The 13,456-nt window shown below is 69.8% G+C and carries 12 protein-coding genes; 3 read left to right on the forward strand and 9 right to left on the reverse strand.

From position 1 onward, the window contains the following. Window positions 1–924 precede the first annotated feature (924 nt). Window positions 925–1,119 carry a DUF6274 family protein gene (locus ABZ876_RS04280; RefSeq protein WP_361774059.1) on the forward strand — a complete coding sequence of 65 codons (195 nt, stop codon included), beginning with the start codon at window positions 925–927 and terminating at the stop codon, window positions 1,117–1,119. A gap of 496 nt (window positions 1,120–1,615) precedes the next feature. Here ABZ876_RS04280 and bldC read toward each other — a convergent pair whose 3' ends face one another. Together bldC and ABZ876_RS04290 are read right to left on the reverse strand one after the other, a co-directional pair. Next, window positions 1,616–1,822 (reverse strand): developmental transcriptional regulator BldC, encoded by a 207-nt coding sequence (gene bldC / locus ABZ876_RS04285; protein WP_003949541.1) that lies wholly within the window; start codon window positions 1,820–1,822, stop codon window positions 1,616–1,618. Between the two features lie 569 nt (window positions 1,823–2,391). After that, on the reverse strand, window positions 2,392–3,234 hold the full coding sequence (locus ABZ876_RS04290; RefSeq protein WP_361774062.1) for a hypothetical protein: 843 nt from the start codon (window positions 3,232–3,234) through the stop codon (window positions 2,392–2,394). A 232-nt stretch (window positions 3,235–3,466) separates the two neighbouring features. On the opposite strand from ABZ876_RS04290, the gene ABZ876_RS04295 reads away from it, so the two are divergent. Together ABZ876_RS04295 and ABZ876_RS04300 are read left to right on the forward strand one after the other, a co-directional pair. Beyond that, the gene (locus ABZ876_RS04295) at window positions 3,467–4,600 is read left to right on the forward strand and encodes a Glu/Leu/Phe/Val dehydrogenase dimerization domain-containing protein (protein ID WP_361774065.1); all 1,134 of its coding nucleotides are present in this window, start codon (window positions 3,467–3,469) and stop codon (window positions 4,598–4,600) included. A gap of 274 nt (window positions 4,601–4,874) precedes the next feature. Continuing rightward, a complete protein-coding gene (locus ABZ876_RS04300; RefSeq protein ID WP_234519094.1) occupies window positions 4,875–5,126 on the forward strand; it encodes a DUF3073 domain-containing protein in 252 nt (83 codons plus the stop codon). Window positions 5,127–5,210: 84 nt separating this feature from the next. Here the strand turns inward: ABZ876_RS04300 and purM are convergent, their stop codons facing one another. The 7 genes from purM to purS form a co-directional block, all read right to left on the reverse strand. After that, the gene (gene purM, locus ABZ876_RS04305; protein ID WP_361774068.1) at window positions 5,211–6,290 is read right to left on the reverse strand and encodes a phosphoribosylformylglycinamidine cyclo-ligase; all 1,080 of its coding nucleotides are present in this window, start codon (window positions 6,288–6,290) and stop codon (window positions 5,211–5,213) included. Window positions 6,291–6,323: 33 nt separating this feature from the next. Further along, entirely contained in the window at window positions 6,324–7,850 is a 1,527-nt protein-coding gene (gene purF / locus ABZ876_RS04310; protein WP_361774071.1) for an amidophosphoribosyltransferase, read from the reverse strand. Window positions 7,851–7,935: 85 nt separating this feature from the next. Continuing rightward, window positions 7,936–8,745, reverse strand: a complete 810-nt coding sequence (locus ABZ876_RS04315) for an META domain-containing protein (RefSeq protein WP_361774074.1) — start codon at window positions 8,743–8,745, stop codon at window positions 7,936–7,938. A gap of 58 nt (window positions 8,746–8,803) precedes the next feature. Further along, window positions 8,804–9,601 (reverse strand): sterol carrier family protein, encoded by a 798-nt coding sequence (locus ABZ876_RS04320; protein WP_361774077.1) that lies wholly within the window; start codon window positions 9,599–9,601, stop codon window positions 8,804–8,806. 348 nt (window positions 9,602–9,949) lie between these two features. Then, window positions 9,950–12,208 carry a phosphoribosylformylglycinamidine synthase subunit PurL gene (gene purL / locus ABZ876_RS04325; protein ID WP_361774080.1) on the reverse strand — a complete coding sequence of 753 codons (2,259 nt, stop codon included), beginning with the start codon at window positions 12,206–12,208 and terminating at the stop codon, window positions 9,950–9,952. Further along, complete coding sequence (purQ, locus tag ABZ876_RS04330) at window positions 12,205–12,885, reverse strand: phosphoribosylformylglycinamidine synthase subunit PurQ (protein WP_361774083.1); 681 nt, start codon at window positions 12,883–12,885, stop codon at window positions 12,205–12,207. Before purQ ends, purL begins: the two co-directional genes overlap by 4 nt. Continuing rightward, entirely contained in the window at window positions 12,882–13,145 is a 264-nt protein-coding gene (purS, locus tag ABZ876_RS04335; protein WP_015659417.1) for a phosphoribosylformylglycinamidine synthase subunit PurS, read from the reverse strand. The genes purQ and purS overlap by 4 nt, the downstream gene beginning before the upstream one ends. Window positions 13,146–13,456: the final 311 nt, after the last annotated feature.

Here is a 13,456-nt window from a genome sequence, read left to right on the forward strand (position 1 = left end):
CACCCCCGGCGCCCCGCCGTCTCAGTGACCTCGCGGTCCCCAACGCCCTCGACGTCTCCAGCCCTTCGCCTTCCCCGGCGTCTCCGATGCCCGCGGCGTCTTCGCAGTCATCAGCCGCCTCGCCCTCACCGGCCTCACGCCTTCACCGCCTCCGACGCACCCGACCGGCGCCTTCGGCACCCCGGGTACCCCACCGTCTCGGTGCCCTCGGCGTCCCCGACTCTTCGCCTTCCCCGGCGTCTTCGGTGTCTCCAGTGCCCCTGGCCTCTTCACGGTCTTCGGCGACTTCGACGCCTCCGGCGCCCTCGACCCCTTCCGCGTGTCCGCGGTCCCCGGAGCCTGGCCGCCCCCGATTCCGCGAGCATCTGCCGTCTCCTCGGCGCCCCTGACGTCCCCGCCGTTTCCGCCAACTCCAACGCCCTCAGGGTCCTCGGCACCCCGACACCGCGAGCGTCCTCGGCATCCTCGGCGTCCGTCTTCGGCGACTTCGACGCCTCCGGCGCCCTCGTCGGCCTCAACATCCCCAACGCGCCCGGCGCACCCGGCGCACCCGGCAGCTTCACCGCCTCCGGCCTCTCCAGCGTCTCCACCGCCCCCACGCCCCCACTCCCCCAGTGCCTTCGGCACCCGCCGTCTTCGCCGTCCTCAACGTCCTCGACGCACCCGGCGCCTCACCGACCCCGCTTCGGCCCAGTTCCCTCCCCCATCCCCGATTCCCAGGCGCCAGCGCCGCTCCGGCCCCGTTCTCTCCCCATCCCCGACGCCCAGGCGCCCCCGCCCAAGCGACCATTCCGCGCGCGCCCCGGATGTCGAGGACATCGGCGTGCCGGTTCCGGGGTGTTTCGGGGTGTCTTGACGGCGTCGGCTTTCGTCAGTACCCCAGAACTCAAGGCCCTGCCCGGTCGGGCCCCGAGGAGGTGGCGTATGGCGACGTCCGCTCGGCACGAGACCCGTGCTCTGCTCCGTGCACATCTGTCCGCCGCTTCCGGGTACCGCCATCTGACGCCCCGCTGCGCGGTCTGCCATCACCTTCTGCGGCTGGCCATGGAGCCCGGCCAGCGCGCCGAGGACGAAGGGCCCGGGATGATCCCCGAGGAGGACCGCCCCGCCACGTCGTGAGCCGGCCTCGGAACCGGCCGCCGAGAGGGGTTGGAGGGCGTCCACGGGGGCACTCGTGAACGTACGCCCCGCCCAACACCCCCTTCACGCAGCCGTGTTCCTTTAGCAAGGGCAACATGAACACCACAAGGCCGCGAACGTGTGACGGGTGTCACCACACAAGTATTGGTGACCCCTGCACTTACACCCCTCCTACAACAAGTCAATTTAATATGTGCAATTGCACTGTCTCCCGAGGTACCGCACAGTAGATCCGACACCCCTCCCCAGACTCCGACAAGGCCGCTCACAGACCGGCCCGCGACCACGGATCAGGGCACAAAAAAGATCGCGCTGGACCCGGCGGAGTCCAGCGCGATCGACGACGCACCCTTGTCGTGCCTCTACTGACCTTGGGCGAGGGCGCTGTTGGGGCAGAGCCCGCGTCGCTTGGAGCTGTGGTTCGGACGTCGCGGCAGATTGGGGGACCTGCCGGTATGTCCGGCTATGCAGTTGTTCAGGCCTCGCTGCGCTGCTGCGGGATGCCCGCGAGCAGAGCGCGCACCTCAGCCTCGCGGTAGCGGCGGTGCCCGCCGAGCGTGCGGATCGACGTGAGCTTGCCGGCCTTCGCCCACCGCGTGACCGTCTTGGGGTCGACGCGGAACATCGTGGCGACCTCAGCCGGGGTCAGCAGCGGCTCGGCATCAGGGGTGCGAGCGGTCATGAGCGGCCTCCTCGGGAGAACCGAACCTTCTCGGTTCTTTCCTCTAAATTCTGCACCTTGACCCGCGTTGCCCGAAATGGCGGACGCGAGTCGAGTCGGTTATAGGACGAACGGCTTGTCCTCGGCACTACAACTACACCATCTGTCCAGCCGCGTCGGCCAAACCGATGGAATTGCCCTCCCAGGTGTTCATCAGCGACGGAAGCCGATGGACCATGCCATAGCGGACAGTCACGCCACTGTGACGATCAGTCACAGTGGCGATCAGGAGGCACTAGACCCCCCATAGAGAGTGCAATGCTGAGATTCCGCCCATAAGTGGTGCCAAGTGGGCAGAAGGAGCCTCCCCCGGACTCCTTGTCCTATTTTGGCATGAGGAGGGCCGTAAGGCGCAAGGTCCTTGTAAGTGCCGTCCGTCACGCTTGACGGCATAAGCCCGGATCGATACCTACGTCCCCCCGGGCGGGCCTGCGGTAGGTCAACCATGGGCCAATGGTTGTCACTTCACCATGTCTCGCAGGTCACAATTCGTGCACCGGCTCCCGAAGGCCTGACTCCGGAAGCCGCCCTCAGTTGGCCGAGCGACGGTCCCGTACGCCCCGCCAGCGCTCCACCAGCCGCCCGTACGCCTCCCCCGCCGTGGCGCCGTCCCCGTACCGCAGGGCCTCGATGCCCTCGGCGACATCCGCGGCCGAGTGGTCGCCGTCCAGTTCCGCGGGCGGCAGGACATGGACGAGCCCGCCGTAGTCCAGCTCGACCAGCGACCGTGGGTGGAACTCCTCCAGCCACCGCCCCACGTCGACCAGGCCCTCGATCAGCGGCCCCTCGTCGATGGCGTCCCTCAGGGTCCGCAGCGCCCGCGCGGTGCGCCGCCGCGCCTGCACCATGGGCGTGCGGTACCGCAGCATCGGAGGCACCTCGGCGGACCCCTTCTCGTACCGGCGCTCATCGTCCGAGACCAGCACGAACCAGTTCAGCGGCACCTGCCAGGTCGCGGTCCGGATCCACGGCCGGGCGTCCGGATTGCGCTCCAGCCAGCGCTCGTAGTCCTGGGCGGCCTGGCGGCGCACGACCGGCGGCAGCACCGCGTCCAGGATCGGCGCCGGCAGCTCCTGCACCAGCTCCCCGAGTGCCTGCCAGCCGCGCAGCCGGGTGCGCCACGGGCACACGCACAGCACTCCCTCGACCTCGGTCACGAAGGCGTCGCTGCTCTCGTGCACCGGAACCGCCACCGGCGGCGTGGGCACCAAGTCGGCAAGGGAGCGGCGCAGTTCGTCCTGGTACGAGGGGCGGTCGGGGCGCCGGGCGTAACGCGCCCAGTGGCTGCGCTCCGGCTCGGGGAAGGCGGCCAGCGGTTCGTACACCCGCAAGTAGGACGCGTACGGGACGATCACCGAGGACACCTTGGGCACGCCTGCTCCCTCCCCATCGGACCTGACGTGAAACCCGTCCGGGCGCGGCCGAACGAGGTGGAAAACCATTGCAAATCGTCCCACGAACCGATCCCGGTGTACTCCGAGGGAGGGTGATCCTGGGCACTGCGCGGCTGGCGGGCGCCCACACGCTCTACGCTCATGCCCACGGGGCCCGCCACCCGCACGGGACCCGCACCCAACCGCCGCTACTCAACCGGGAGTCACCACCGTGACCGACGTATCCGACGGCGTCCTGCACACCCTGTTCCGCTCGGACCAGGGAGGCCATGAGCAAGTCGTGCTCTGCCAGGACCGGGCCAGTGGCCTCAAGGCCGTCATCGCGATCCACTCCACCGCTCTGGGCCCCGCGCTCGGCGGTACGCGCTTCTACCCGTACGCCAACGAGGAGGAGGCCGTCGCCGACGCGCTGAACCTCGCGCGCGGAATGTCGTACAAGAACGCCATGGCCGGCCTCGAGCACGGCGGTGGCAAGGCCGTGATCATCGGTGACCCCGAGCGGATCAAGACCGACGAGCTGCTGCTCGCGTACGGCCGTTTCGTGGCCTCGCTCGGTGGCCGGTACGTCACCGCCTGCGACGTCGGCACCTATGTCGCCGACATGGACGTCGTGGCACGGGTGAACCCCTGGACCACCGGCCGCTCCCCGGAGAACGGCGGCGCGGGCGACTCCTCCGTGCTGACCGCCTACGGCGTCTTCCAGGGCATGCGGGCCTCGGCCCAGCACCGGTGGGGCGACCCCACTCTGCGCGGGCGCACGGTGGGCGTCGCGGGCGTCGGCAAGGTGGGGCACTACCTCGTGGAACACCTGCTGGAGGACGGCGCCCAGGTCGTGATCACGGATGTGCGCCCGGACGCCGTGCGCCGGATCACCGACGCGCACCCGGAGGTGGCCGTGGCCACCGACACCGACGCCCTCATCCGCGGCTCCCATGCCCTCGGAGCGCTCGACATCTACGCGCCCTGTGCGCTGGGCGGCGCGCTCAACGACGACTCCGTGCCCGTGCTGACGGCGAAGGTGGTGTGCGGCGCGGCCAACAACCAGCTCGCGCACCCGGGAGTGGAGAAGGACCTCGACGACCGCGGGATCCTGTACGCCCCCGACTACGTCGTCAACGCCGGCGGTGTCATCCAGGTGGCCGACGAGCTGCACGGCTTCGACTTCGACCGGTGCAAGGCGAAGGCGGCGAAGATCTTCGACACCACGCTGGCCATATTCGCACGTGCGAAGGACGACGGTATTCCGCCGGCCGCGGCGGCCGACCGGATCGCCGAGCAGCGGATGGCGGAGGCGCGGACCGGGTCCGTCACGGCGGCCCTTCCCGGGGGTGCCGCACAGGTCTGACCGGTACCCGCCGACGAGAGCTTGGAGAGAACTCTCACTCTTATCGGCGGGTCGTCCGCCAATAAGTGGTTAAAATCGGCCGTGACCAGCGAGGACGGGGCGCCTCGACGGTCCTGTGCACACGCCCGCCCTGCGGGCGACGTACCGTATGGGCGTGGGCTCAGGTACCGTGGAAGCCCTACGGGCCGGTCTCTCCACGGAGAGCCCGTTCCGGATCATGAACGCGTGTCAAGACTCTGGGGCCGTCGAGCCCCGTCGTTGAGGGGGTCGAGCCATGGGGCGCGGCCGGGCCAAGGCCAAGCAGACGAAGGTCGCCCGCCAGCTGAAGTACAACAGCGGTGGGACGGATCTCTCACGCCTGGCCGAGGAGCTGGGCGCATCGACGTCGAACGCGTCGCCGAACGGCGACCGGTTCGAGGACGATGAGCACGACGACGACCTGTACGCACGGTACGCCGACCTCTATGAGGACGACGACGAGGACGAGGACGACCAGTCCCCGCAGCAGCGTCGCCGCGGCGCTTGACCCTGCACTGAACTCCCACCCGGCCCGTGGCCTGGCCACGGGCCGGGTTCTGTGCTGTCCGCCAGGACTCGGCCCGCGAGGCTCCTACCGTGCGTACGTGCCCACCAGCGCGGCGCCCGTCGCGTGGTCATCCCGGCCGGTGATCTCGCCGGCGACCCATGCCTCGACGCCGCGGTCCGCCAGGGTGGCGAGCGCGACGTCCACCGACTGACCGGGGACGACCGCGATCATGCCGACGCCCATGTTCAGGGTCTTCTCCAGCTCCAGGAGCTCGACGTCGCCGGTCTTCCCGACGAGGTCGAACACCGGCGCGGGGGCCCAGGTGGACCGGTCGACGACCGCGTGCAGGCCGTCCGGGATCACCCGGGCCAGGTTGGCCGCGAGCCCGCCACCGGTGACGTGGCTGAACGCGTGCACCTCGGCGGTGCGGGTCAGGGCCAGGCAGTCCAGCGAGTAGATCTTCGTGGGCTCGAGCAGCTCCTCGCCGAGGGTGCGGCCCAGTTCCTCGATGTGCCGGTCGAGGCCGAGCTTCGCCCGGTCGAGAAGGACATGCCGGACGAGCGAGTACCCGTTCGAGTGAAGCCCGGAGGCGGCCATGGCGATCACCACGTCACCCTCTCGGATACGGTCGGCGCCGAGCAGCCGGTCGGCCTCCACAACGCCCGTACCGGCCCCCGCGACATCGAAGTCGTCCTCACCGAGGAGGCCGGGGTGTTCGGCCGTCTCGCCGCCCACCAGGGCGCATCCCGCCAGCACACAGCCCTCGGCGATGCCCTTCACGATCGCGGCGACGCGCTCGGGGTGGACCTTGCCGACACAGATGTAGTCGGTCATGAACAGCGGCTCGGCGCCGCACACCACGATGTCGTCCATGACCATGGCGACCAGGTCGTGGCCGATGGTGTCGTAGACGCCCATCCGGCGCGCGATGTCGACCTTGGTGCCGACGCCGTCCGTGGCGGAGGCGAGCAGCGGACGCTCGTAGTGCTTGAGGGCGGAGGCGTCGAAGAGGCCGGCGAAGCCGCCGAGGCCACCGAGGACCTCGGGCCGCTGCGTCTTCTTCACCCACTCCTTCATGAGCTCCACGGCGCGGTCGCCCGCTTCGATGTCGACGCCCGCTGCTGCGTAGCTGGCGCCGCCCTCGGCACTGACGGTCTCAGACATGACGATGAGAACTTTCGTGTCGTACGGCGAATGTCACGGGCGACGGATCGCGTCGGCCGCGGCCGTGGCGGCCGGACCGGCCGCCAGCTCGGTCTCCAGCAGCTGCTTGCCCAGCAGCTCCGGGTCGGGCAGCTCCATCGGGTACTCCCCGTCGAAGCAGGCGCGGCACAGGTTCGGCTTGGCGATGGTGGTCGCCTCGATCATGCCGTCGAGGGAGATGTACGCCAGGGAGTCGGCGCCCAGCGAGGCTCCGATCTCCTCGATCGTCATGCCGTTGGCGATGAGCTCGGCGCGCGTGGCGAAGTCGATGCCGAAGAAGCAGGGCCATTTCACCGGCGGGGAGGAGATCCGGATGTGGACCTCGGCGGCGCCCGCCTCGCGCAGCATCCGCACCAGCGCCCGCTGGGTGTTGCCGCGCACGATCGAGTCGTCCACGACGACCAGGCGCTTGCCCTTGATGACTTCCTTCAAGGGGTTCAGCTTCAGCCGGATACCGAGCTGGCGGATGGTCTGCGAGGGCTGGATGAAGGTCCGGCCGACGTATGCGTTCTTCACCAGGCCGGAGCCGAACGGGATTCCGGACGCCTCCGCGTAACCGATCGCCGCGGGCGTTCCGGACTCGGGTGTCGCTATCACCAGATCGGCCTCGGCGGGCGCCTCCTGGGCCAGGCGGCGGCCCATCTCGACGCGCGAGAGGTAGACGTTGCGGCCGGCGATCTCGGTGTCCGGACGGGCCAGGTACACGTACTCGAAGACACAGCCCTTGGGCTTCGCTTCCGCGAATCGGGAGGTGCGCAGGCCGTTCTCGTCTATGGCGACGAACTCGCCGGGTTCGATCTCGCGGATGAAGCTGGCGCCCGTGATGTCGAGCGCGGCCGTCTCGGAGGCGACGACCCAGCCGCGCTCCAGCCGGCCGAGGACCAGCGGACGGATGCCCTGCGGGTCGCGGGCCGCGTACAGGGTGTCCTCGTCCATGAAGACGAGTGAGAAGGCGCCCCTGACCTGGGGCAGGACCTTGGCGGCCGCGTCCTCCACGGTCAGCGGCTTGCCGTCGTCGTCGACCTGGCCGGCGAGCAGGGCGGTGACCAGGTCGGTGTCGTTCGTGGCGGCCACCTGGGTGGCGCGGCCGTTCTCCTTGGGGAGATCGGCGACCATCTCGGCGAGCTGCGCCGTGTTGACCAGGTTGCCGTTGTGACCGAGCGCTATCGAGCCGTGCGCCGTGGCACGGAACGTCGGCTGGGCGTTCTCCCAGACGGAGGCGCCGGTGGTCGAGTAGCGTGCGTGTCCGACCGCGATGTGACCCTGGAGGGAGCTCAGCGAGGTCTCGTCGAAGACCTGGGAGACCAGGCCCATGTCCTTGAAGACGAGGATCTGGGAGCCGTTGCTGACCGCGATTCCCGCGGATTCCTGGCCCCGATGCTGGAGGGCGTAGAGCCCGAAGTACGTGAGTTTTGCGACCTCTTCGCCCGGAGCCCAGACACCGAAGACGCCACATGCGTCCTGGGGGCCCTTCTCGCCGGGAAGCAGATCGTGATTGAGTCGACCGTCACCACGTGGCACGGTTCCGAGTGTAGGCGAGATCGTGCACTGGTCCGAATCCGGTCATCTGCTCCGTGCGGCGCCCGGCCTCGTCGGCCGCCCGGGTTCACCCCTCGGTGACCGCGTCGATGCCCCTGCCGTTTGCGCTGGTCAGCGTGATTCCACGGTGCCCGAGCCGATACGCGAGCGATGGACCGAGGCGTGTGCTGAGGCTCTTCTCGGTGTCCATGAGTGAGCCGTCGCACATCTTCCGGGTGGTCCTCAGGCTGCCCAGCGTGAGGTGACCGTCCCGTACGGTCGCCGACGCGGTGAAGCGGTTGCAGCCGAGTGCTCCGGATGCCGTACCCGCCCTCCTGTCGAGTGTGAACCACGCCTTTCCGGCCGCCTCGGCGGGCAGCGAGGAGGCGACGTCGCCGTCGACCAGCGCGGTGATCCGCCACCTGGTGCCGTACAGAGGGGCGTCGCTCTCCCTGGTCAGGTGCACGCGGCCGCCGTCCTCGGTGGTGAGCGTCAGTGCGTCGCGGTCGACGGCGGCGGTGAGCGAACGGCCGGCGAGCACCCGCGAGAAGGCCCGCTCGAACGCCATGGGCGCCTTGTCGCAGGCCATCTCGGTGGACTGGGCGGGGCCGAAGTCGATGCGGTCGCCCCGGAGGGCGGCGGACGCGCCGAAACTGTTGCAGCCGTAGTTGCCGTGGGCCCGGCCGTGGTCGTCGATCCGGAGGTACGCGCCGCGGGGGGCCTTTCGGGTGGTGCCGTCGGCGGTGAGGCTGTCGACGCGCCAGTGGACGCCGGCGACGGACGAGCCGGTGCCCGGGGCGACGGAAGCGCTGCCGCCGCCCGAACCGGCCTCGGTGCCGCAGGCCACCGCGAGCGGGAGCAGCGTCAGCACGGTGAGGGTCAGTCGGTGCTTGTCCATGGCGGTGGGACGGGTGGGTCCCGGGCGCGGTTCCCCGCCCGCGCCCCGGCCCGGGCGGTCACGTCATCAGGGGCAGCAGGTCTCCCAGATCGGCCCGCTCGCCGCTCGCGCTGACCTTGGCGTCGGCGAGGGCGGAGGGCCACCCGATCCGGCCCGTCGCCAGCCGGATCCAGGTCAGCGGGTCGGTCTCGACGACGTTCGGCGGGGTGCCGCGGGTGTGGCGGGGGCCCTCGATGCACTGCACGACGGCGTACGGCGGCACCCGCACCTCGGTGGAGGCGCCGGGTGCCCGGACGGCGAGGGCGTCGGCGAGCAGCCGGGTACAGGCGGCGAGGGCCTGACGGTCGTACGGGATGTCGAGCCCCGGGACGGCGGCGTTCAGGTCATCGGTGTGGACGACGAGTTCGACGGTGCGGGTGACGAGGTAGTCGGCCAGCGGCAGGGGGCCGGCGCCGGTGGCGAGCAACCGGGTGCCCGGATGCCGGTCCAGGCTCTCGGTGAAGCGCTGGGCGACACCCTCGAGGTAGGCGTCGAGGTCGGGGTTCCGCTCTGCGAGCTGACGGCTCATGTCGTCGATGCCGGCCGCGTTGGCCGCGGTGGCGAACGGCCAGTCGAGGAGCGTCACTTCCTGCCGGGCGGGTTCCGGCAGGTCGAGGAACCGGTTGACGGCCCCGAGGGCCATCCCGGTGTGCGCCGCGAGGTCGCGTACGGTCCAGTCGCCGAGTCGCGTGGGCAGGGCCAGCTGCTCGGGGGTGAGGGCGCGTACGGCGTCCCGTATGTGTCCGAACTGGGCCATCACGGCGGCCCGGATCCTGGCCGGGTCGTAGGTCCGGGTGCGCTTCTTGGCCGGGGGCATGGAGGTGAGCCTATGCCTTCACGGCGTAGCCCGCTCAGGCCCTTTTCCACCAGCTCGAAGGCACGCCCGGCCCGCTCGGCGGCGTCGGCGGCGACCACGTCCGGGCTCCCTCCCGCGTCGATGCGGCTGTGGTGCGTACGGCGTGGGGCGGACGGGGCTGATGGCCCTCGCCGCACTGCTGGCGCTGCGGCTGCCCGAGTCCCCCGGCCAGAACGGTGCTTCGGCTCCGGCCCGGCGGAGCGAACCGGTCCCGGCGTGACAAAACGCGACAAAGGCCCCACCCGGCGGACCGGGCGGGGCCTTCACCGTCGTACGACCGACAGGACGTGGTCCTGCGGCCGACGGGACCTACTTGAGAAGCGCCGGGATGGTGCCCTCGTGCGCCTCGCGCAGCTCCTCCAGCGACAGCTCGAACTCGCCCTGGAGCTCCACCGTGTCGCCGTCCACGACACCGACGCGGGTGGCGGGCAGGCCGCGCGCGCCGCACATGTCGTTGAAGCGGACCTCCTCGGAGCGCGGCACCGCGACGATCGCGCGGCCCGCCGACTCGGAGAAGAGCAAGGTGAACGCGTCGAGCCCGTCCGGCACGATCAGCCGCGCGCCCTTGCCGCCGAGCAGCGCCGACTCGACCACAGCCTGGATCAGACCGCCGTCGGACAGGTCGTGCGCGGAGTCGATCATGCCGTCACGGGAGGCCGAGATCAGGATCTCGCCGAGCAGCCGCTCGCGCTCCAGGTCGACCTGCGGCGGCAGACCGCCGAGGTGGTCGTGGACGACCTGCGACCAGGCCGAACCGCCGAACTCCTCGCGGGTGTCACCGAGGAGGTAGAGCAGCTGGCCCTCCTCCCGGAAGGCGACCGGCGTACGGCGCGCGACGTCGTCGATGACGCCGAGGACGGCCACCACCGGGGTCGGGTGGATGGCGGCCTCGCCGGTCTGGTTGTAGAGGGAGACGTTGCCGCCGGTCACCGGGGTGCCGAGCTGCCGGCAGGCGTCCGCCAGGCCGCGGACGGCCTCCGCGAACTGCCACATCACCGCCGGGTCCTCGGGCGAGCCGAAGTTCAGGCAGTCGGAGACGGCCAGCGGCTTGGCACCTGTGGTCGCCACGTTCCGGTACGCCTCGGCGAGGGCGAGCTGCGCGCCCGCGTACGGGTCGAGCTTCGCGTACCGCCCGTTGCCGTCGGTCGCGATGGCGACACCGAGCCCGGACTCCTCGTCGATGCGGATCATCCCGGAGTCCTCGGGCTGGGCGAGGACCGTGTTGCCCTGCACGAAGTGGTCGTACTGGGAGGTGATCCACTTCTTGGACGCCTGGTTGGGGGACGCCACCAGCTTCAGGACCTGGTCCTTCAGCTCCTCGGAGGTCTCCGGTCGCGGAAGCTTGTTCGCGTCGTCGGCCTGGAGAGCGTCCTGCCACTCGGGGCGGGCGTACGGGCGCTCGTAGACCGGGCCCTCGTGCGCGACCGTCCTCGGGTCCACGTCGACGATCTTCTCGCCGTGCCAGTAGATCTCCAGCCGGTCCCCGTCCGTCACCTCACCGATGACGGTGGCGATGACGTCCCACTTCTCACAGATCTGAAGGAAGCGGTCGACCTTCTCCGGCTCCACGACCGCGCACATGCGTTCCTGCGACTCGCTCATGAGGATCTCCTCGGGCGAGAGCGTGGAGTCGCGCAGCGGCACGTCGTCCAGGCTGACGCGCATACCGCCGGAGCCGTTGGAGGCCAGCTCCGAGGTGGCGCAGGACAGACCGGCCGCACCGAGGTCCTGGATGCCGACGACCAGCTTCTCCTTGAAGGCCTCCAGGGTGCACTCGATGAGGAGCTTCTCCTGGAAGGGGTCGCCGACCTGGACCGCCGGGCGCTTGCTGGGCTTGGCGTCGTCGAAGGTCTCGGAGGCCAGGATCGAGGCGCCGCCGATGCCGTCGCCGCCGGTCCGGGCGCCGTACAGGACGACCTTGTTGCCCGCGCCGGAGGCCTTCGCGAGGTGGATGTCCTCGTGCCGCATGACACCGATGGCGCCCGCGTTGACCAGCGGGTTGCCCTGGTAGCAGGAGTCGAAGACGACCTCGCCGCCGATGTTCGGCAGACCCAGGCAGTTGCCGTAGCCGCCGATGCCGGCGACGACGCCCGGCAGGACGCGCTTGGTGTCGGGGTGGCCGGCCGCGCCGAACCGCAGCGGGTCGACGACGGCCACCGGTCGCGCGCCCATCGCGATGATGTCGCGCACGATGCCGCCGACACCGGTCGCGGCGCCCTGGTAGGGCTCCACATAGGACGGGTGGTTGTGCGACTCGACCTTGAAGGTGACCGCGTAGCCCTGGCCGACGTCGACGACACCGGCGTTCTCGCCGATGCCGACGAGCAGGGCTTCGGACTCGGGCGCCTTCTCCCCGAACTGGCGGAGGTGGACCTTGGAGGACTTGTAGGAGCAGTGCTCGGACCACATGACCGAGTACATGGCGAGCTCGGCGCCGGTCGGGCGGCGGCCCAGGATCTCGTGGATCCGCTCGTACTCGTCTTTCTTCAGGCCGAGTTCGGCCCAGGGCAGCTCGACGTCGGGGGTCGCGGTCGCGTGCTCGACCGTGTCCAGAGGCGTCCGGCTCATGCGCCCACCAGCTTCTTGAGGATCGACGTGAAGAACGGGAGCCCGTCGGTACGACCGGTACCGATCAGCGGCTCGACGGCGTGCTCGGGGTGCGGCATGAGGCCGACGACGTTACCGGCCTCGTTGGTGATGCCGGCGATGTCCCGGAGCGAGCCGTTCGGGTTGAAGTCGACGTAACGGAAGACGACCCGGCCCTCGGCCTCCAGCTTGTCGAGCGTGTAGTCGTCGGCGACGTACCGGCCGTCCATGTTCTTCAGCGGGATGTGGATGTCCTGGCCGGCGGTGTAGTCGCCGGTCCAGGCGGTCCCCGCGTTCTCCACCCGCAGCTTCTGGTCGCGGCAGATGAAGTGGAGGTGGTCGTTGCCGAGCATCGCACCCGGGAGGAGGTGGGCCTCGGTGAGAATCTGGAAGCCGTTGCAGATCCCGAGGACCGGCAAGCCGGCCTTCGCCTGCTCGATAACGGACCCCATCACCGGCGAGAAGCGGGAGATGGCACCGGCGCGCAGATAGTCGCCGTACGAGAAACCGCCCGGCAGCACCACGGCGTCGACCTGCTTGAGGTCCTTGTCCTTGTGCCAGAGGGCGACGGGTTCCGCGCCCGCAAGACGGATCGCGCGCTGCGTGTCCCGGTCGTCGAGGCTGCCCGGGAAAGTGACGACGCCAATACGAGCGGTCACTTGGCGGCCTCCGCGACTTCCTCCACCTTGACGGTGAAGTCCTCGATCACGGTGTTGGCGAGGAAGGATTCCGCAAGATCATGGATGCGGGCGAGCGCGGCCTCGTCGACCGGCCCGTCCACCTCGAGTTCGAATCGCTTTCCCTGACGTACGTCGGAGATGCCTTCGAAACCGAGCCGCGGCAGGGCGCGCTGGACCGCCTGGCCCTGGGGGTCGAGGATCTCCGGCTTGAGCATGACGTCGACTACGACGCGTGCCACTGGCACTCCCGGTGTGTGGTGCTGAGCAGGTCCCTTCAGACTACCTGCACAAAATTTCTACTCGCGTAGATTCGTAGCTTCCTACGGGAGTCCCATCACGATCCTGCATCGCTCGGGCGGGCTCCGTACGGAAAATCCTCGGAAAAACCGCAGAAGAACGGCGACGGAGCATTGCCGTCGGGACACGCGGAGGTATTCAGTCGGTCTTCACAATGCAATGCCGGGCACTGTACAAAGGAATTGGCATTAGCCGATACTTTGCCCAATTACTGCCGGACAGTCGACATCTCCCCGGCATCCCCGGACGTCCG

Source organism: Streptomyces sp. NPDC046931, assembly GCF_040644655.1.
Classification (GTDB): Bacteria; Actinomycetota; Actinomycetes; order Streptomycetales; family Streptomycetaceae; genus Streptomyces.

Bases quoted from the DNA above. Each gene is read 5' to 3' on its own strand.
- purL (WP_361774080.1), bottom strand. From the start codon at position 12,208: ATGAGCCGGACGCCTCTGGACACGGTCGAGCACGCGACCGCGACCCCC.
- ABZ876_RS04280 (WP_361774059.1), top strand. From the start codon at position 925: ATGGCGACGTCCGCTCGGCACGAGACCCGTGCTCTGCTCCGTGCACAT.
- bldC (WP_003949541.1), bottom strand. From the start codon at position 1,822: ATGACCGCTCGCACCCCTGATGCCGAGCCGCTGCTGACCCCGGCTGAG.
- ABZ876_RS04300 (WP_234519094.1), top strand. From the start codon at position 4,875: ATGGGGCGCGGCCGGGCCAAGGCCAAGCAGACGAAGGTCGCCCGCCAG.
- ABZ876_RS04315 (WP_361774074.1), bottom strand. From the start codon at position 8,745: ATGGACAAGCACCGACTGACCCTCACCGTGCTGACGCTGCTCCCGCTC.
- ABZ876_RS04320 (WP_361774077.1), bottom strand. From the start codon at position 9,601: ATGCCCCCGGCCAAGAAGCGCACCCGGACCTACGACCCGGCCAGGATC.
- purM (WP_361774068.1), bottom strand. From the start codon at position 6,290: ATGTCTGAGACCGTCAGTGCCGAGGGCGGCGCCAGCTACGCAGCAGCG.